The sequence below is a fragment of the Pseudomonas sp. H3_D04 genome, from assembly GCF_054669175.1.
Window position 1 is genome coordinate 4,641,230 of sequence record NZ_CP162801.1, and the last position, 18,583, is coordinate 4,659,812.

17 protein-coding genes and 1 pseudogene are annotated in these 18,583 nt (G+C 59.8%); 10 read left to right on the forward strand and 8 right to left on the reverse strand.

The window, feature by feature from the left end; all coding sequences use genetic code 11:
- The 3 genes from lepA to lptF all read right to left on the reverse strand — a co-directional run bounded on the left by lepA (window position 1) and on the right by lptF (window position 4,144).
- The gene (gene lepA, locus AB4N91_RS21535) at window positions 1-1,800 is read right to left on the reverse strand and encodes a translation elongation factor 4 (RefSeq protein ID WP_042932348.1); all 1,800 of its coding nucleotides are present in this window, start codon (window positions 1,798-1,800) and stop codon (window positions 1-3) included.
- Between the two features lie 171 nt (window positions 1,801-1,971).
- Entirely contained in the window at window positions 1,972-3,033 is a 1,062-nt protein-coding gene (gene lptG / locus AB4N91_RS21540; protein ID WP_077748280.1) for an LPS export ABC transporter permease LptG, read from the reverse strand.
- Window positions 3,026-4,144, reverse strand: coding sequence for an LPS export ABC transporter permease LptF (gene lptF / locus AB4N91_RS21545; protein ID WP_010463065.1), 1,119 nt, complete (start codon window positions 4,142-4,144; stop codon window positions 3,026-3,028). The genes lptG and lptF overlap by 8 nt, the downstream gene beginning before the upstream one ends.
- A 307-nt stretch (window positions 4,145-4,451) precedes the next feature.
- Here lptF and AB4N91_RS21550 point away from each other — a divergent pair, with 307 nt between their 5' ends.
- The 5 genes from AB4N91_RS21550 (at window position 4,452) to rlmF (ending at window position 11,208) form a co-directional block, all read left to right on the forward strand.
- Window positions 4,452-5,942: a leucyl aminopeptidase gene (locus AB4N91_RS21550; RefSeq protein ID WP_460111765.1), complete on the forward strand. Its 1,491-nt coding sequence runs from the start codon at window positions 4,452-4,454 to the stop codon at window positions 5,940-5,942.
- A 60-nt stretch (window positions 5,943-6,002) separates the two neighbouring features.
- Window positions 6,003-6,431, forward strand: coding sequence for a DNA polymerase III subunit chi (locus AB4N91_RS21555; protein WP_102593949.1), 429 nt, complete (start codon window positions 6,003-6,005; stop codon window positions 6,429-6,431).
- Between the two features lie 8 nt (window positions 6,432-6,439).
- The gene (locus tag AB4N91_RS21560) at window positions 6,440-6,826 is read left to right on the forward strand and encodes a hypothetical protein (protein ID WP_010463070.1); all 387 of its coding nucleotides are present in this window, start codon (window positions 6,440-6,442) and stop codon (window positions 6,824-6,826) included.
- 265 nt (window positions 6,827-7,091) lie between these two features.
- Entirely contained in the window at window positions 7,092-9,938 is a 2,847-nt protein-coding gene (locus tag AB4N91_RS21565) for a valine--tRNA ligase (protein WP_102593950.1), read from the forward strand.
- A 247-nt stretch (window positions 9,939-10,185) separates the two neighbouring features.
- Window positions 10,186-11,208, forward strand: a complete 1,023-nt coding sequence (gene rlmF, locus AB4N91_RS21570) for a 23S rRNA (adenine(1618)-N(6))-methyltransferase RlmF (protein WP_010463074.1) — start codon at window positions 10,186-10,188, stop codon at window positions 11,206-11,208.
- Window positions 11,209-11,415: 207 nt separating this feature from the next.
- Here the strand turns inward: rlmF and AB4N91_RS21575 are convergent, their stop codons facing one another.
- On the reverse strand, window positions 11,416-11,697 hold the full coding sequence (locus AB4N91_RS21575) for an HU family DNA-binding protein (RefSeq protein WP_007905514.1): 282 nt from the start codon (window positions 11,695-11,697) through the stop codon (window positions 11,416-11,418).
- 394 nt (window positions 11,698-12,091) lie between these two features.
- On the opposite strand from AB4N91_RS21575, the gene yejK reads away from it, so the two are divergent.
- Together yejK and AB4N91_RS21585 are read left to right on the forward strand one after the other, a co-directional pair.
- Window positions 12,092-13,096 carry a nucleoid-associated protein YejK gene (gene yejK, locus AB4N91_RS21580; RefSeq protein WP_010463075.1) on the forward strand — a complete coding sequence of 335 codons (1,005 nt, stop codon included), beginning with the start codon at window positions 12,092-12,094 and terminating at the stop codon, window positions 13,094-13,096.
- A complete protein-coding gene (locus AB4N91_RS21585; protein WP_010463076.1) occupies window positions 13,096-13,446 on the forward strand; it encodes a glutaredoxin family protein in 351 nt (116 codons plus the stop codon). The genes yejK and AB4N91_RS21585 overlap by 1 nt, the downstream gene beginning before the upstream one ends.
- Window positions 13,447-13,485: 39 nt before the next feature.
- On the opposite strand, the gene AB4N91_RS21590 is transcribed toward AB4N91_RS21585, so the two are convergent.
- From AB4N91_RS21590 to AB4N91_RS21605, 4 genes are all read right to left on the reverse strand, one after another.
- Window positions 13,486-14,421 carry a glutathione S-transferase family protein gene (locus AB4N91_RS21590; protein WP_460111766.1) on the reverse strand — a complete coding sequence of 312 codons (936 nt, stop codon included), beginning with the start codon at window positions 14,419-14,421 and terminating at the stop codon, window positions 13,486-13,488.
- A gap of 88 nt (window positions 14,422-14,509) precedes the next feature.
- Complete coding sequence (locus tag AB4N91_RS21595; protein ID WP_154911841.1) at window positions 14,510-14,821, reverse strand: GIY-YIG nuclease family protein; 312 nt, start codon at window positions 14,819-14,821, stop codon at window positions 14,510-14,512.
- A gap of 40 nt (window positions 14,822-14,861) precedes the next feature.
- Complete coding sequence (locus tag AB4N91_RS21600; protein ID WP_010463079.1) at window positions 14,862-15,332, reverse strand: nuclear transport factor 2 family protein; 471 nt, start codon at window positions 15,330-15,332, stop codon at window positions 14,862-14,864.
- A gap of 102 nt (window positions 15,333-15,434) precedes the next feature.
- On the reverse strand, window positions 15,435-16,067 hold the full coding sequence (locus AB4N91_RS21605; protein WP_077748275.1) for a response regulator: 633 nt from the start codon (window positions 16,065-16,067) through the stop codon (window positions 15,435-15,437).
- Between the two features lie 354 nt (window positions 16,068-16,421).
- Here AB4N91_RS21605 and AB4N91_RS21610 point away from each other — a divergent pair, with 354 nt between their 5' ends.
- From AB4N91_RS21610 to AB4N91_RS21620, 3 genes and pseudogenes are all read left to right on the forward strand, one after another.
- Complete coding sequence (locus tag AB4N91_RS21610) at window positions 16,422-17,051, forward strand: DUF1120 domain-containing protein (RefSeq protein ID WP_010463081.1); 630 nt, start codon at window positions 16,422-16,424, stop codon at window positions 17,049-17,051.
- Window positions 17,052-17,117: 66 nt separating this feature from the next.
- A complete protein-coding gene (locus AB4N91_RS21615; protein ID WP_010463082.1) occupies window positions 17,118-17,741 on the forward strand; it encodes a DUF1120 domain-containing protein in 624 nt (207 codons plus the stop codon).
- Window positions 17,742-17,787: 46 nt separating this feature from the next.
- Window positions 17,788-18,503 (forward strand): annotated as a pseudogene (locus tag AB4N91_RS21620) (fimbria/pilus chaperone family protein).
- Window positions 18,504-18,583 lie beyond the last annotated feature (80 nt).

Below are 18,583 nucleotides of genomic sequence, written 5' to 3' on the forward strand. Positions count from 1 at the left end.
CTAACTATCCAACCTGAGCACCGCAAGGAAGGCTTCTTGTGGAATTTCCACGTTGCCGACTTGCTTCATGCGTTTCTTACCGGCCTTTTGCTTTTCAAGCAGTTTTTTCTTACGGCTAACGTCACCGCCGTAGCATTTGGCCAATACGTTCTTTCTGAGTGCCTTGACGGAGGTCCGCGCAATGATCTGCCCGCCAATGGCGGCCTGGATCGCGACGTCGAACATCTGGCGCGGAATCAGTTCTTTCATTTTCTCGGTCAACTGGCGACCTTTGTAGTGCGCGTTATCCTTGTGCACGATCAGCGCCAGGGCGTCGACCTTGTCACCGTTGATCAGCACATCCAGTTTCACCAGATTAGCCGACTGGTAACGATCGAAATGATAATCCAGCGAAGCATAGCCGCGACTGGTGGACTTCAGACGGTCGAAGAAGTCCAGGACCACTTCGTTCATCGGCAAATCGTAGGTCACCTGGACCTGCGTACCGAGGAACAGCATGTCGTGCTGCACGCCACGCTTCTCGATGCACAGGGTAATGACGTTGCCCAGGTGCTCTTGCGGCACAAGAATATTGGCCCGCACGATTGGTTCACGCATGTCTTCGATCGAGGACAGGTCTGGAAGCTTCGACGGGTTATCGACGTAAATCGTTTCACCGGTTTTCAGCAACAGCTCGAAAATTACGGTCGGCGCCGTGGTGATCAGGTCCAGGTCGTACTCGCGCTCCAGGCGCTCCTGGATGATTTCCATGTGCAGCATGCCGAGGAACCCGCAACGGAAGCCAAAGCCCAGGGCGTCGGAGCTTTCCGGGGTGTACTGCAGGGACGAATCGTTGAGCGTGAGCTTTTGCAGGGCTTCACGGAAATCTTCGAAGTCGTCGGAGCTGACCGGGAACAGGCCGGCATAGACCTGCGGCTGGATACGTTTGAAGCCTGGCAGCACGTCAACGTCCGGCGTGGAGCTCAGGGTCAGGGTGTCACCGACCGGTGCACCGTGAATGTCCTTGATGCCGGCAATGATGAAGCCCACTTCGCCGGCTTTCAGGTCAACGGTGGCGGTGTGTTTCGGGTTGAAGACACCGACGCTGTCCACCAGGTGGATCTTGCCGGTGGACTTGACCAGGATCTTGTCGCCCTTCTTCACACGACCGTGACGCACGCGGACCAGGGAAACAACGCCCAGGTAGTTGTCGAACCAGGAGTCGATGATCAACGCTTGCAGCGGATCTTCGTAGTTGCCGGTCGGCGCAGGAATGGTGTGAACCAGGCGTTCGAGCACTTCGTCGACGCCCAGGCCGGTCTTGGCACTGCACTCGACCGCATCGGTGGCATCGATGCCGATGATTTTTTCGATTTCTTCTTTGACGCGGTCCGGATCGGCCTGCGGCAGGTCGATCTTGTTCAGGACCGGCATGACTTCCAGGCCCTGCTCGATCGCCGTGTAGCAGTTGGCTACAGACTGCGCTTCAACGCCCTGACCGGCATCGACCACCAGCAACGCACCTTCACAGGCCGCCAGCGACCGGCTGACTTCGTAGGTGAAGTCAACGTGGCCCGGGGTGTCAATGAAGTTCAGCTGGTACTTGATGCCATCGCGAGCGGTGTAATACAGGGTGACGCTGTGGGCCTTGATGGTGATCCCGCGTTCACGTTCCAGGTCCATGGAGTCCAGCACCTGGGCTTCCATTTCGCGCTCGGCAAGGCCGCCGCACATCTGGATGAAGCGATCGGCCAGCGTCGACTTGCCATGGTCAATGTGGGCGATGATGGAGAAATTGCGGATATGACTCAAATCACTCACGGATCAACACTCAAAAAGGCTGCAGGCATAGCCCGCCGAAAAATAGCCGGGAATTGTACCTGATCCACGGCGCAAGCGTCACGTTCGCAGGTCAGACGGCACCTACAAAAACGCCCCGGTCTTGCGACAGGGGCGTTTTTTATCACCAGCGAGGTCGGGGAAACGCCCTGATCAGCCGGCTCGGCGCAACAGCCAGACACCGGCCAGGGCACAGACACCGGCCGGAACCAACACCGCAAACAGCGGCGAAAAACCGAACACCAGGCTCGAAGGCCCCAGCAAATCCTGGACGATGCGGAAGGTGAAGCCGACCAGCACGCCAGTGAAGACCCGCTGACCAAGGGTCACCGAGCGCAATGGCCCGAAGATAAAGGAAATCGCCATCAGTACCAGCGCGGCGGTCACCAGCGGCTGCAACACCTTGACCCAAAATGCCAGCCAGTAACGGCCGTTGCTCAGGCCCTGATCAGCCAGGTAGTGGATGTAACCCCACAGACCGCTGATCGACAGCGTGTCAGGCGACATCACCACCGTGCTCAGCAGTTGCGGACTCAAGGCAACATCCCAACGCTCTTCCGGTGCAGTGACCACTTCGGTGCTCTTTTCATGGAACAGCGTGGTGGTGACGTCGCTCAACTGCCAGTGATCCTGATCGAACTTCGCCCGCTTGGCGAAGCTGGACGACAGCATATGACGCTCATTGTCGAAACGATAACGGGTGACGCCGTACAGCAGACCGTTCGGCTGCACAGAGTTGACGTGAATGAACTCGTCACCCTGGCGATGCCACAAGCCATGCTTGGCGCTCTGTGCATCGCCGCCACCCTGAGCCAGGGAACGGTTGGCCTGAGCGGTGACTTCGGTGGCCGGCGCGACGTACTCGCCGATCAGCACCCCCGCCACCATCAGCACCAGCATCGGCTTCATGACGGCCCAGACGATCCGGCCGACCGACACACCGGCGGCGCGCATGATCGTCAGTTCGCTGTGGCTGGCCAGGCTACCAAGGCCGATCAGGCAACCGATCAGTGCCGCCATCGGCAACATGTCGTACAAACGACGGGGCGCGGTCAGCAAGACGTAGCTCAAGACGTCCACCAAGGTGTAGGTGTCGCTGACCTCACTCATCTCATCGATGAAGGCAAACAGGGTCGCCAGGCCAAGGATAATCCCCAGCACCGCCAGGATGGCTACGAATACGCTGCTACCAATGTAGCGATCGAGCTTAACCACGAGCCACCTCCAGCGCACTGCGGCGACTCGCCATCTTCAAGCGCAACGGCTCCCAGTAGAGCAAGCCCAGGCCAATGGCCAGGAAGATGCCGTGAACCCACCACAACCCCAGCGCCGGCGGGATCTTGCCTTTTTCGAGGGCGCCGCGCGCGGCAATCAGGATGCTCAGGTAAGCCATATAAAGAAGAATCGCCGGCAGCAGCTTGAGGAAACGGCCTTGACGTGGATTGACCCGCGACAGCGGCACCGCCATCAAGGTCACGATGAACACCAGCAACGGCAGGGACAGACGCCATTGCAGCTCAGTGCGCGAACGAATGTCATCGCTGCCGATCAAGGAACGGGTGGTCATTGCATCGCGGTCGGTGACTTCGTCGCTGACGTCCGGCTTGGGCAGCAATACGCCGTATTCCTCGTACTTGATCGCCCGGTAGTCGGCCTGCCCCGGGTTACCGTCGTAGCGATAGCCGTTGTCGAGAATCAGGTAGCGATTGCCGTCAGGGCGGATTTCCTGACGACCCTTCTCGGCCACCAGCACGGAGATCCCGCGATCCTTCTTATCGGACGAGATGTTCTTTTGCGAAATGAACACGCCACCGAGGTTGATGCGATCATCCGACAGCGTTTCGGTGTAGGTCACCCGAGTCCCGTCACGTAGCGCCTGGAAGCGACCCGGCTCAAGGGTATCGAACTCGGTCAGCGCATCCTGCTTGTTCAGCAGCAACTGGAACTGATTGGCACCTTGTGGCGCCAGGCTCAGACTCAGCCAGGCCACGACCAGCGCAACCAGCGTGGCCGGAAACAGCGTCATGGCAAACAGACGTTGCTGGCTCATGCCGGTGGCCGACAACACGGTCATTTCGCTTTCAAGGTACAGGCGACCGTAGGCCAGCAGGATCCCGAGAAACAGGCCCAACGGCAGGATCAGTTGCAGGAAACCTGGCAGACGAAAGCCCATGATCAGGAACAGGGAGCCCGGATCCAGCAGGCCCGAGGCCGCCTGGGCAAGGTATTTGATGAAGCGCCCACTCATGATGATGACCAGCAGCACGGCGCTGACGGCGCTCAAGGTCAACAGGACTTCGCGGGACAGATAACGGAAGACAATCAAACCAGACACTCCAGGGTTGTCAGGCTAAGGCGGCCAAACAAGCAAACGTATCAGACAGCCCGCAGGGCAGAGCCGCCGAAAAAGTTGGCGCATTATCCTGTGATTGGGTGCGCCTGTCACTGCGCATGCTCAAGCAGGCGGGTAATGCGTTGAAGATCGTACAACCGAGGGTTGTCAGGCGCAGGGAGCGAGGTTCAAACTGCGGCCTTTGTCGCGGGCCGTGACCTGCGTCTTTCTATCTATAAGCAAGCGTCTGTGCGCCGCCGTTTTGCCCGCGCACGTTGACCATTCATTCAGGGACCCGGACATGGAACTGGTTGTAAAGAGCGTTAGCCCAGAAACGTTGAAGACCGCCACTCTGGTGGTCGCCGTCGGCGAAGGCCGCAAGCTCGGCGCCGCTGCCAGACAACTCGACGAACTGAGCGGCGGCGCCCTCAGCGCTGTACTCAAGCGCGGCGACCTGGCCGGCAAAGTCGGCCAGAGCCTGCTGCTGCACAGCCTGCCGAACCTCAAGGCCGAACGCGTTCTGCTGGTCGGCGTGGGCAAGGACGAAGAGCTGGGCGACCGCCCGTTCCGTAAAATCATCGCCGGCGTCCTCAATACCCTTAAAGGCCTGGGCGGCACCGACGCTGTTCTGGCGCTGGACGAAATCGTGGTCAAGGGCCGCGACAGCTACGGCAAGACCCGCCTGCTGGCCGAAACCCTGGTGGATGGCGAATACACCTTCGACCAGTTCAAGAGCCAGAAAGCCGAACCTCGCTCCCTGAAGAAAATCACCCTGGTGACCATCAAGGCGGCACAGGCCGAAGTCGAGCGCGCTGTGGCCCACGCCACTGCGATTGCCAATGGCATGGCGTTCACCCGCAACCTGGGCAACCTGCCGCCGAACATCTGCCACCCGACTTTCCTTGGCGAACAAGCCAAGAACCTGGGCAAGGAATTCAAGACCCTGAAAGTCGAAGTCCTCGATGAGAAGAAGATCAAGGACCTGGGCATGGGCTCGTTCTACGCCGTGGGCCAGGGCAGCGCCCAGCCACCGCGCCTGATCGTCATGCAATACAACGGCGGCAAGAAATCCGAGAAACCTTACGCACTGGTCGGCAAAGGCATCACCTTTGATACCGGCGGCATCAGCCTCAAGCCTGGCCTGGGCATGGATGAAATGAAGTACGACATGGGCGGCGCAGCCAGCGTGTTCGGCACCCTGCGTGCCGTGCTCGAGCTGAAACTGCCGATCAACCTGGTGTGCATCCTGGCGTGCGCCGAGAACATGCCGAGCGGCAATGCTTCGCGCCCGGGCGACATCGTCACCACCATGAGCGGCCAGACCGTGGAAATCCTCAACACCGACGCCGAAGGCCGTCTGGTGCTGTGCGATGCCCTGACCTACTCCGAGCGCTTCAAGCCGCAAGCCGTGATCGACATCGCGACCCTGACCGGCGCTTGCGTCGTTGCACTGGGCGCGCACACCTCCGGCCTGCTGGGCAACAACGACGAGCTGATCGCTCAACTGCTGAGCGCCGGCAAAGCCGCCGATGACCGCGCCTGGCAACTGCCGCTGTTCGATGAGTACCAAGAGCAGCTGGACAGCCCGTTCGCCGACATCGCCAACATTGGCGGCCCGAAAGCCGGCACCATCACCGCCGCCTGCTTCCTGTCGCGCTTCACCAAGAACCTGAACTGGGCGCACCTGGACATCGCCGGCACCGCATGGACCAGCGGCGGCAAGGACAAGGGCGCCACTGGCCGTCCGGTTCCGTTGCTGACCCAATACCTGCTGGACCGCGCCAAAGCCTGAAACCGATGACCTCGGGCTGCGTTGCTTTCGAGTAACGCAGCCCCGGGCTCAGGAACCGCAATGACCAAAGTCGACTTCTATGTCCTGCCCAGCGCCGATCCGTCGGCACGGCTGGATTTCGCCTGCAAGCTCACCGAAAAAGCCTGGCGCATGGGCCACCGCATTTACCTGCATTGCAGCGATGCCGCCCAACGCGAGGATCTCGACGCGCGTTTGTGGGCCTTCAAGGGCGAAAGCTTCGTGCCTCACGGTCCTGCCGAAAGTGAGCCGGATAGCTTGATTGTCCTGGGTCTTGGCGATGACTGCGGTCCGCATCAGGATCTGCTGGTCAACCTTGCCCTGAAAGTCCCGGCCTTTGCCAGCAAGTTCGCCCGTGTAGCGGAAGTGGTGGTGGAGGATCCGACGATTCGAGCGGCCGCGCGGGAGAGTTTCCGTTTCTATCGCGAACAGGGCTATCCTCTGCAAGATCACCGTTTACAGCGACTCTGAGCATTCCGATGGACACTCCAAAACCGCAACAAAAGTCCGCGCACCTGCTGGATGACCTTGAGTCGATCCGCCAACTGCTCGGCGATGACAACCTGCAACCGCCGCTGCTGACCGACACGGTCATCGAAGGTGACCAGGAACAGATTCCCATGCTGTTCGACTCCGTCAGCGCTGCGCCGCAGACCGTCGAACCGACACCGCCCGCCCCTGCCGCGCAACCGGCACCCGCGGCCAGCAAAGGCCCCGACGCCTTGCTGCACCTGGACAGTGAACTGCGTGCGGCAGCGCTGTTGATCATGCAAGACGTGATCGACGACTTCGCACCGCATATCGAAACCGAGATCAAGCGCCGGCTGGATGCGCGGATGGAACGGTTGCTCAGCCAGTACGAATAACACTGAGTCGAGCGGGCGTCTGTGGCGAGGGAGCTTGCTCCCGCTAGGTTGCAAAGCAACCGCAAAACCTGAACACACGGTGTACCTGACACACCTGACTTGCGGTTATCGGGGCCGCTTCGCGCCCCAGCGGGAGCAAGCTCCCTCGCCACAGGATCATTCCACATTTGATCTGCGCCCGGTCTGCCCCTGCTCGCCCTCTGCCCCATGCCCCGCTATACTTGCCGGCTTTTCCTGAATAAATGCCAATAGGGTCCCGCCGCGCATGGATAAGACCTACCAGCCGCACGCCATTGAAACTTCCTGGTACAACACTTGGGAGTCAGAGAATTACTTCGCCCCGCAAGGCGCGGGCGAGTCCTACACCATCATGATCCCGCCGCCGAACGTCACCGGCAGCCTGCACATGGGTCACGGCTTCAACAACGCGATCATGGACGCCCTGATCCGTTTCCGCCGCATGCAGGGTCGCAACACCCTGTGGCAGCCGGGCACCGACCACGCCGGTATCGCCACGCAGATGCTGGTGGAACGCCAACTCGAAGCCCAGGGCCAGAATCGTCACGATCTGGGCCGGGAAAAATTCCTCGAGAAAGTCTGGGAGTGGAAGGATCAGTCCGGCGGCAACATCAGCCGTCAGATCCGCCGCCTCGGCTCGTCCGTCGACTGGAGCCGCGAGCGCTTCACCATGGACGACGGTCTCTCGGAAGCCGTTAAAGAAGCGTTCGTGCGTTTGCACGAAGACGGCCTGATCTATCGCGGCAAGCGCCTGGTCAACTGGGACACCAAGTTGCACACGGCGATTTCCGACCTCGAAGTGGAAAACCACGACGAGAAAGGTTTCCTGTGGAACCTGAAATACCCGCTGGCCGATGGCGCCAAGACGGCCGAAGGCAAGGACTACCTGATCGTCGCGACCACTCGCCCGGAAACCATGCTCGGCGACGCCGCCGTCGCGGTTAACCCGAACGACGAGCGCTACCAGGCCCTGATCGGTAAATTTGTCGAGTTGCCGCTGGTCGGCCGCCGCATCCCGATCATCGCCGACGATTACTGCGATCCTGAATTCGGCACCGGTTGCGTGAAAATCACCCCGGCCCACGATTTCAACGACTACGAAGTCGGCAAGCGCCACAACCTGCCGCTGCTGAACATCTTCGACAAGAACGCCGCCGTACTGCCGGCCTGTCAGGTGTTCAACCTCGACGGCACGCTCAACGAAAGCATCGACGGCACGCTTCCGGCCGAATACGCCGGTCTGGACCGTTTCGAAGCGCGCAAGCAGATTGTGGCCGCCTTCGATGCCGCTGGCTTGCTGGTCAGCGTCGACGATCATGCCCTGAAAGTGCCGAAAGGCGACCGCTCCGGCACCATCATCGAGCCGTGGCTGACCGACCAGTGGTACGTCTCTACCAAGCCATTGGCCGAGCCGGCCATCGCTGCGGTTGAAGACGGCCGCATTCAGTTCGTGCCGAAACAATACGAAAACATGTACTTCTCGTGGATGCGCGACATCCAGGATTGGTGCATCAGCCGTCAGCTGTGGTGGGGCCACCGGATTCCGGCCTGGTACGACGAGTCGGGCAAGGTCTATGTCGGTCGCGACGAAGCCGAAGTGCGTGCCAAGAACAACCTCGGCCCGGACGTTGCGCTGCAACAGGACAACGACGTTCTCGACACCTGGTTCAGTTCGGGCCTGTGGACATTCTCCACCCTCGGTTGGCCTGAGCAGACCGAGTTCCTGAAGAAATTCCACTCCACCGATGTGCTGGTGACTGGCTTCGACATCATTTTCTTCTGGGTCGCCCGGATGATCATGCTCACCATGCACCTGGTGAAGAACGAAGACGGTACGCCGCAGGTTCCGTTCAAGACCGTTTATGTTCACGGTCTGGTCCGCGATGGCCAGGGCCAGAAGATGTCCAAGTCCAAGGGCAACGTCCTGGACCCGCTGGACATCATCGACGGTATCGAGCTCGAAGAGCTGGTGCAGAAACGCACCTCCGGCATGATGCAGCCGAAACTGGCGAAGAAGATCGAGAAGCAGACCCGCGAAGAGTTCGCCGACGGCATCGCCAGCTACGGCACCGACGCCCTGCGCTTCACCTTCTGCTCGCTGGCGTCCACCGGTCGCGACATCAAGTTCGACATGGGCCGCGTAGAAGGCTATCGCAACTTCTGCAACAAGATCTGGAACGCCGCGCGTTATGTTCTGGACAAGGGCGAAGACTGCGGCCAGAACGGCGAGGCTTACGAACTGTCGCTGGCGGACCGCTGGATTATCTCGCAGCTGCAACGCACCGAAGCCGAAGTAACCCGTCAGCTCGACCAGTTCCGCTTCGACCTGGCCGCACAAGCCTTGTACGAGTTCATCTGGAACCAGTATTGCGACTGGTACCTGGAACTGTCCAAGCCTGTGCTGTGGGACGAAAACGCCCCGGTCGAACGTCAGCGCGGCACCCGCCGCACCCTGGTTCGGGTGCTGGAAGTTGCCCTGCGCCTGGCGCACCCGTTCATGCCGTTCATCACCGAAGAAATCTGGCAGCGCGTCGCGCCGCTGGCCGGTATCGAAGGCAAGACGATCATGCTGCAACCTTGGCCCGTGGCCAATGAAGCGCGCATCGATCAAAGTGCCGAAGATGACATCGAGTGGCTGAAGACGCTGATGCTCGGCACGCGCAACATTCGCGCCGAGATGAACATCGGCCCGGGCAAGCCGCTGAACCTGTTCCTGAAGAACGTTAGCGCCGAAGACCAGCGTCGTCTCACCGAGAACGAAGCCCTGCTGAAGAAGCTGGCTCGCCTCGAATCGATCACGGTGTTGGCTGCCGGCGAAGAAGCACCGCTGTCCGCCACCGCACTGGTGGGCGAGATGGAAGTGCTGGTGCCGATGGCCGGCCTGATCGACAAGGACGCCGAACTGGCACGCCTGGACAAGGAAATCCTGCGTCTGCAGGGCGAAGTTCAGCGGGTGGGCGGCAAGCTGTCCAATGCCGGTTTCGTCGACAAGGCTCCGGCCGAAGTCATCGAGAAAGAACGCGCCAAACTGGCTGAGGCTGAACAGGCTTTGGGCAAGTTGGCCGAGCAGCATGCGCGGATTGCCAGCCTGTAACGGTCAATCGCGATGAAAAAGGGAGGCCAAGGGCCTCCCTTTTTTATGCCCGCCACATTCCCCCCATACACCGCAAACCGCTTCCTGTAGGAGCGAGGCTTGCCCGCGAAGGGGCCGTCATGTCTGGCATTGAGGTGGCAGACAGATCGCTTTCGCGGGCAAGCCTCGCTCCTACAGGATCCCCACGCGGCTATCGACTGTGGGACAATACCCGCCACTTTTAGCCATACCCGAATCGACCACGCCCATGAACGCCCCCCGCACTCCAAGACCTGCGCGCAAGAAGCCCGACACCGCGACACCGGCCAAAGCCGTTGAGCCGCGCGAAAAGGCCAGCCTGCACCCGCGCAACCGCCATCAGGGTCGCTACGACTTCCCGGCGCTGATCAAAACCACGCCGGAACTGGCGAAGTTCGTGATCATCAACCCCTATGGCAAGGAAAGCATCGACTTCGCCAGCCCGGATGCGGTGCGGGTGTTCAACCGGGCGCTGCTCAAGTCGTTCTACGGTATCGCCCATTGGGATATCCCGGCCGATTACCTCTGCCCACCGGTTCCGGGCCGTGCCGATTACGTGCACTTCCTGGCCGACCTGCTGGCCAGCGTCAACGACGGCGAAATCCCTCGTGGCGCACCGGTCAAAGTGCTCGATATCGGCATGGGCGCCAACTGCGTCTATCCGTTGATCGGCTACAGCGACTACCGCTGGCACTTCCTCGGTTCGGAAATCGACCCGACTGCGGTGGCTGCGGCCAAAGCCATCGTGCAATCCAACGGACTGAACAAAGCCATCCAGTTGCGTCAGCAAAGCAATCCCAAGCACATTCTGCTGGGCTTACTGGAACCCGGCGAACGCTTTGACCTGACCATGTGCAACCCGCCGTTCCATGCTTCGATGGACGAAGCGACCAAAGGCAGCGAGCGTAAATGGCGCGCTTTGGGCCGCGCCGATCCTAAACGCAAACTGCCGGTGCTGAACTTTGGCGGTCAATCGGCAGAATTGTGGTGTGAGGGTGGCGAAGCACGGTTTGTGACGCAACTGATCGCCGAGAGTGCGCACTTCCAGCACAAGGTCTTGTGGTTCAGCACCTTGGTGTCGAAGGCTTCTAACCTGCCTTCGATCCAGACGGCGCTGAAAAAGGCCGGTGTTCTGGAAAGCCAGGTCGTGGAAATGTCCCAGGGGCAGAAGCAAAGCCGCTTCGTCGCCTGGACCTTCCAGACCAAGTCCGAGCAGCAGGTCTGGCGCGAACGTTGGGCTCGCAAGAGCTGAGTCACTGACCACCGCAGATCAACTGTAGGAGTGAGCCTGCTCGCGATAGCGGCGTGTCAGTTAACGATGATGTCGACTGATGCAGCGCCATCGCGAGCAGGCTCACTCCTACATGGGGTTAGCGGTGTTTTCAGGTCAGTCACTGAATCACAGACACAAAAAAGCCGTGCCCGGATTGCTCCGGAGCACGGCTTTTTTTACTGCGTCTTACTTGTTAACAGCGTCGGTCAGGCCTTTGGCCACAACCAGCTTGATAACTTTCTTGGCAGCGATTTCGATGGCAGCGCCAGTCGAAGGGTTACGGCCGGTACGGGCTGGACGCTCAGTCACTTTCAGTTTGCCGATACCTGGCAGAGTGATTTCGCCGCCGTTTTCCAGCTGATCGGCAACGATTTGGCCCAGTTGGTCCAGAGCGTTACGCGCGGTGGTTTTTGGCGCGTCGATAGCTTCAGCGATGTCGGCGATCAGTTGGTCTTTAGTAAGAGCCATGTAGTGTTCCTTCCCTATCAAATTCATATGGATTGCAGAGTGCAGTGTCAGCCATCGAGCCCGATCTTCTGGATCTGGCACCCTCGGCCAATAACCACTGGATCGGGGTTATAGATACCGAAATCAGGGTTTGGTTCGACCTGACAAATGCTGAATGCACGCTTAACGCAGTGACTTCGCGTAAGACGGGGCAAAACTAGCACAGAGACGGGGAAATATCCGCCTCTAGCTACCCATTTGGTCAGCTTTATTGCTCTAAAACGGGAAAAAACTGCATAAGGGTCGTCGCACGGCTGCGAATTACCCTACGAACCGCGCCAAAACCAGTGGTTGCGGTACACTTGGCACTTTTTGGGGGAGCACGCCCTCCTCTCTTCAATCAGCCGAGAAGCCCATGCCGATCCGTCATTGCATCGTCCACCTGATCGACAAAAAACCCGACGGCACACCCGCAGTTCTCCACGCCCGCGACTCGGAACTGGCCGAATCGAGCGCCATCGAGAACATGCTTGCCGACCTCAACGAGAGCTACAACGCCAAACAAGGCAAGGCCTGGGGATTCTTCCATGCCGAGTCCGGGGCGCATCCGTTCAGCGGCTGGCTGAAGGAGTACCTCGAGGGCGGCAAGGATTTCACGGCGTTCAGCCGGGTGGCGGTGGAACACCTGCAAAAGCTGATGGAAGAGTCGAACCTCTCCGTGGGCGGCCACGTGCTGTTCGCGCATTACCAGCAGGGCATGACCGATTACCTGGCGATCGCCCTGTTGCACCACAGCGAAGGCGTTGCAGTGACCGATCAGCTGGACGTGACCCCGTCCCGTCACCTGGATCTGGGCCAGTTGCACCTGGCCGCGCGGATCAACGTGTCCGAGTGGCAGAACAACAAGCAGTCCAAGCAGTACATTTCATTCATCAAAGGCAAGAACGGAAAAAAGGTGTCGGAGTATTTCCGCGACTTTATCGGTTGCCAGGAAGGCGTCGACGGCCCCGGCGAAACCCGTACCTTGCTCAAGGCCTTCAGTGATTTCGTTGAAAGCGAAGATTTGCCGGAAGAATCCGCCCGCGAGAAAACCAAGACCCTGGTCGATTACGCCAGCAGCCAGGCCAAGCTCGGCGAACCGATGGGCCTGGAAGAACTCTCCGAGCTGATCGACGAAGAGCGCCCGAAAGCCTTCTACGATCACATCCGCAACAAGGATTACGGCTTGTCTCCGGAGATCCCGGCGGATAAACGCACGTTGAACCAGTTCCGCCGCTTCACCGGCCGCGCCGAGGGCCTGTCCATCAGCTTCGAAGCGCACCTGCTGGGCTCGAAGATCGAATACGACGAAGAGGCCGGCACACTGATTATCAAGGGCCTGCCCACGCAGCTGACCGATCAGCTGAAGCGACGCAACTGATGCTGAACGGCGTGCTGAAGAAATTCCTGCTGATCCTGCTGGTGGTCGTGGTTTACCAGAACTGGGGCAAGATCGAGCGGGTGTTCAGTCCCAGCCAAGTGGTGTCCGAGCAGACCCAGGCCAAGGCCAACGTCGTGCTCTACGCGACCGAATGGTGTGGCTACTGCAAGCTGACCCGACGCTTTCTCGATCAGAAAGGCATTCCGTACAAGGAATTCGATATCGAAAAGGATGCCGAGGCACGCAAGGCATATGAGGCGCTGGGTGGACGCGGGATTCCGCTGATCGATGTGAACGGGACGTTGATTCGCGGGTATGACCCGGATGAAATCCTCGCCGCCCTGAAGTAACCCATTGGCTCACTCAACCCCTCGCCACAGGTCGGTGTATCAGTGTTTTTCGAGGCGGAACCCGAACCGCGGAAAGTGCACATGCACCACTCCGGCCCGCTCGTCTTCACGACGCAGAATCAATTCCTCTCTGCCCACAAACAACAACTCACCCGCCACCGGATCAACGCCGTAATCCGTTGCCGCGATGACCACCTGCTGGCCAGGCTCAAACCCGTTCGGCTCATCGAACTGCTCGTCCGGTAGCGCGGCGGGTGTGGCATTACGCGCAACCTCCAGCGCGGCCTCGGAGGTCATCTCGCTGAACGCGCCATGCCCGAACCCCATCACGCGACCCAACCACGCCGACACCGCCGGATATGCATCAACCAACGGCGAGGTCACGGGCGTGGCCTTGAGGAACCACATCGGATGGGCCAGCGCGAAGTCGGCAATCGATGGCTCGCCGAACAGAAAGTCGCCCTGCTCGCGCTCAAGCTGCTGCTCCAGGCGCGCCATGATTGTCGGCCATTGATGCCGGGCTTGCTCGGCGGACAACTTTGTCGCGCTGCCACCACTGAAGAGTCCGGCGCGATCAGCGAGAAACGCCTTGATCGCTTCCGGCGGCAGATTGCCGAAACGCACCGCGATCGATTCCGGTTGAAACACCAGGCTCACGGCATGCTGGAATACCACCGAATCGGCCCAGGCGGCGAACGTCGCGGCGATCATTTCCTGGCCTTCCGGGAAGAAGGCCGGCAAGGCTTTCTCCTGCTCCAGTCGACGGGCGATCAGCGATGTGTCGCAGTAAATATCTGCGCCAACCTGCAGCACTGGCGTCTTGCGGTAGCCACCGGTCAGGGCGGTCAGATCGGGTTTTGGCATGACCGGCGCGATCTTTACCGAGCGCCAGGACAACCCCTTGAAACCCAGCAGCAAGCGGGCCTTTTCGGCGAAAGGGGACGTCGGGTAATGATGAAGAATCAACTCGGACATGCTCGGCTCCGCCGCACGGATTAGGAATCCGCAGCTTAGCGCGCAATTCGGGAGCAGCCTACAGGTCTGCCTGATGGGCACTTATCAGTCAGGTTGATAAGCCCGCGACGGCGCTTGCGACCAGACATTCCTTGGCGCTTTTCCTGAGTTTTTTGATCAAGCGTTCCTGTCGCAAGGCTTCGCTTTTGTCGCGGCAGACTTCTGTGTAGACCAAGGCAACGGCAGGGCTGGAGAGGAAGAAGCGTGCGCCCTTGCCACTTTGGTGGGTAGCGAAGCGGCGCACAGGATCGTCGCTGATCCCGCAGTACAGCGAACCATTGGCCGCGCGAACGAGGTAGACGAACCAGGGTTTACTCACCGGTGTGTCGGCATCGGCGGGGATTTCGCTGAGGGTAGTCACGTCACGATCAAGGCTTGAAAGGAAACAAGCCGCGATCTTATCAGCGACTGGCCTGGAATGCCTTCAGCCCCTTCAACGCCTGAGCGCGAACGGCATTTCTTACCGCCGGAGTCCAGCCCAGCAGCAGGCCTTTGAAACCCAGCGCCTGGCGCGACCAGGCCCACATATCGAAGCTGTCATGGTGCTCGCAGATCTTGCCGTCACGAAACACGAACTGCGCCTGAATATCATTGACCACCGTGTTGCCGGTCTGGCTGAACAGATAGGTCGCGACCCAATGCGCGCCGCCCGTGCGGTCCTCGGCGCGAACGTTGTCGAACGTCAGGGAAAAATCCTTCGCCCGAGTCGTCAGCATGCGCCACATGTCCCCGGCATCGCGTCCGCGCAATTCGCCGAATGCCGGATCGCTGAACAGCACATCATCGGTATAGCAGGCGCTCATGGCCTCGGCATCCAGCCGCTGGAAGGCTTGGTAGAACTGGGTGATCAATGCGCGGTTGGCATCACTCATGGGCAGGCTCCGGACGTTTGAAGGATTGCCTGCACGATAGTCAACAAATGCGCGGAACACTATCGGCATTCGTGGCGGGAATACCCTGGGGTGCGCTGTCGCCTAGTGCACCATGCCGTTGTCCCGGGCATAAGCGAAGAGATCCACATCCGTGGAAATGCCCAGCCGCTGCATGGCCATGCTTTTTTGTTTACTGATGGTCGACACACTGCGTTTGAAATAGCTCGCGATCTCACTGACGGTCATGCCGCTGGCGAGCATTCTCACCACTTCATGTTCTTTGGCCGACAGCGAAGGGGAATGCGAATGAGCCTCGACGTCTGCCTGAGCCAGCGCGGTACGCAAGGACTCGCTGATGAAACGCCGCCCTTCACCCACTGATTTGATTGCCAGAGGGAGCTCCGTCGCCGAGGCATCCTTGGCCACGATCGCCATCACGCCTTGCGCGAATGCCACCCTGAGCGTCGCAACGTTGGCAAACATGGTGACCAGAATGATCGGCGTCGAAGCGTAGTGACGTCGAACCGTGCTCAGCATCTTCAGTCCGTCGGCCTGTTGGTTGCCCGGCATGGAGAAGTCCGTGATCAACAGATCGCATGGCGTGGTCGAGAGCAGGCTCAACAGGCTGTCCGGGCCATCGGCCTCACCCACGATCACACACGTCCGGCTTAGATCGATGAGCATCCGTAACCCGATGCGGACGACAGGATGGTCGTCAGCAATAATTACGCGCATTGTCGGATTTATCCTGTGTGGTGACTGGAATACGCGAAAAGTAACGCCGTCCTATTCCGACCACAACGACCAATCTCGACCGCTCAACCACCGTCCTCAACGGATCCGGGCCCCTGTCCTTTCTCTGATAAAACAAAAGGAACCGCCCTACGTTTTAAAGCTACGCAGCTCACACCAAAAGACTACAGACAACAGGTCGAACGATGACGACCTGTAGCCCGCCCTGACCTTTCATACACTCGCCCCGCCTTTTTCGTATTAGTTGCATTTCGTCCGGCGACCTCGACCGATAGATTGCGCCCTGCCCGCTCCGGGCAACTCCTCAATCATCTTTCATCAAGGAAGCGTCGACGCATGAACAAATACATAACCCTCCTGACGGCTACTTTGCTGCTGACTGGCGCATCGTCCGTTATTGCTGCCTCCAGCACGGACCTGACCGTGAAGGGTCTGATCACGCCAAATGCATGCACACCAGCACTGGCCGGCGGCGGTATTGCCGATCACGGCAAGTTTTCCGTACAAGACCTCAATCCCGACAAGCACACTTACTTGCCTGAAATAATCATGCAAATGACAGTGAACTGCGATGCGGCTACGCCGTTTGCGATCAGCCCGATTGATAACCGTGCAGGCACAGGCACGTCGGGCAATTACTTTGGTCTGGGGCTGATCAATACCCACGAAAAGCTGGGCCACTTTCGCGTTGCTCCGCGCAATGTGATGGCGGACGCCACCCAAGCTCAAGCCATTCTCTCCACTGATGGCGGCAAGACCTGGCTTAAGGAAGGGTCGACAGCATTCTGGGGGGTCAACAACATCTGGAGTGTCGGTGCTCAGGGGACCGTCATTGCTCCCATCGCGATGAAGGAATTGAGCCTTGATCTGTATGTGCGTACCGGCATCGCCCCCACCAACGGCCTGACCCTGACCGACGAAGTGACGCTCGACGGCTCCGCAACCCTACAGATCAAGTACCTGTAACCCTCCGTCATCAACGAGCAACGCCCGGCCCACGGCAATGCCCGCTCACTCAAAGGACGAACCATCATGGAAAGATGCTCCCTCGCTCGATTGGCGCCCCTGTTGCTCATCTGTGCCCCCGCAGCCCTGGCCGCCAGCAGCACCGAGCTGAGCGTTACCGGCCTGATTACACCCGGCGCCTGCACGCCCAGCCTGTCCGGCGGCGGCATCGTCGACCACGGCAAAGTGACGGTGAAAGATCTGAGACCTGACCAGCCCACGGCCCTGGAAAACGGCACGCTGTATCTGGAGGTGAATTGTGATGCCGCCACGCGGTTTACCCTGACGACGATCGACAACCGCGAAGGCTCTTCCGTCTTTCACCCTAACAGTCACGGGCTGGGCGTCGTCAATGACGACCAAAACCTGGGCAGTGTTGCGTTCGGTCTGTTCGATACGGTGGCCGATGGGGCGGCGGTGAAAACCATCATGTCCTTGAACGACGGTGCCTCCTGGCGAGTGTCTTCCTACCTGGGACACGCCGGCCGGACCGCGTTCGCGGCGTTGAACGACCTGGGTACACCGATCGCCATCAAGAATTTGCGCGCGCGGCTCACGGCGTTTACCACCATCGTTCGCGCGAACGACCTGACGCTGACCGACGAAATCCCCATCGACGGGCATGTCACCGTGCAGCTGAATTATCGATAGGCCGGTAATCCAGGCTCCTTTTTAAAACCATTCAACGAGACACGTCATGACGATGTTTTCCAGTGTCACCCGTCATCTGTTCCATTCGGGCATCGGCGCATTCGCCCTGCTGCTGACCGCACACGCCCAGGCCGACGGCATGGTGCCGAACACTTCGGTGGTCATCGTCAACGAGGCTGACGGCGAAGCGTCCGTGTCGGTGACCAACACCGATGCCAACCTGGCGTTGATGCACGTCACCCTCGAAGACATTGCCGAAGACAGCGAATCGCTGGTGTTCGTGACGCCCCCCTGGCGCGCGTCGAAGCGGGCAAAACCCAATTGGTGCGGTTCATTCTGCAAACGGACAAACCGCTGCTCACTCAGCGCTTGAAGCGGGTGATCTTCGAAGGCATCCCCCAAGGCAAAGCGCCTGCCGAGGCAGGTCAGGCCCGAGTCGGCGTGACGGTGCGCCAGAACTTGCCGGTGATCCTGCACCCCAAAGGCCTGGCGCCCAATCGCACGCCGTGGACCGACCTGCAATGGTCGCTGAAAGACGGTCAACTGACCGTGCGCAACGACACGCCTTACGTGGTGCGTCTGGGCCAGGAAGTGCAATTGTTACCGGCCGCGGGCAACGCGATGCTGCCGAAAACCTACGTGCTGCCCGGTGAGCACATCAGCATCAAGGTGCCCGAAGGCGCCGCCACGCAGGTGCGTTTTCAACCGGCGACGGTCTACGGCTTTGCCGTGCCGCATTACGAGGCGCCCATCCAGTCCTGAACCACCCTGACGGCGTCATCAAGGAACGATGAGCGCCCATGTTTCAAGGCGACGGCCCCTTGGCCGTTGCCACAGGCGTG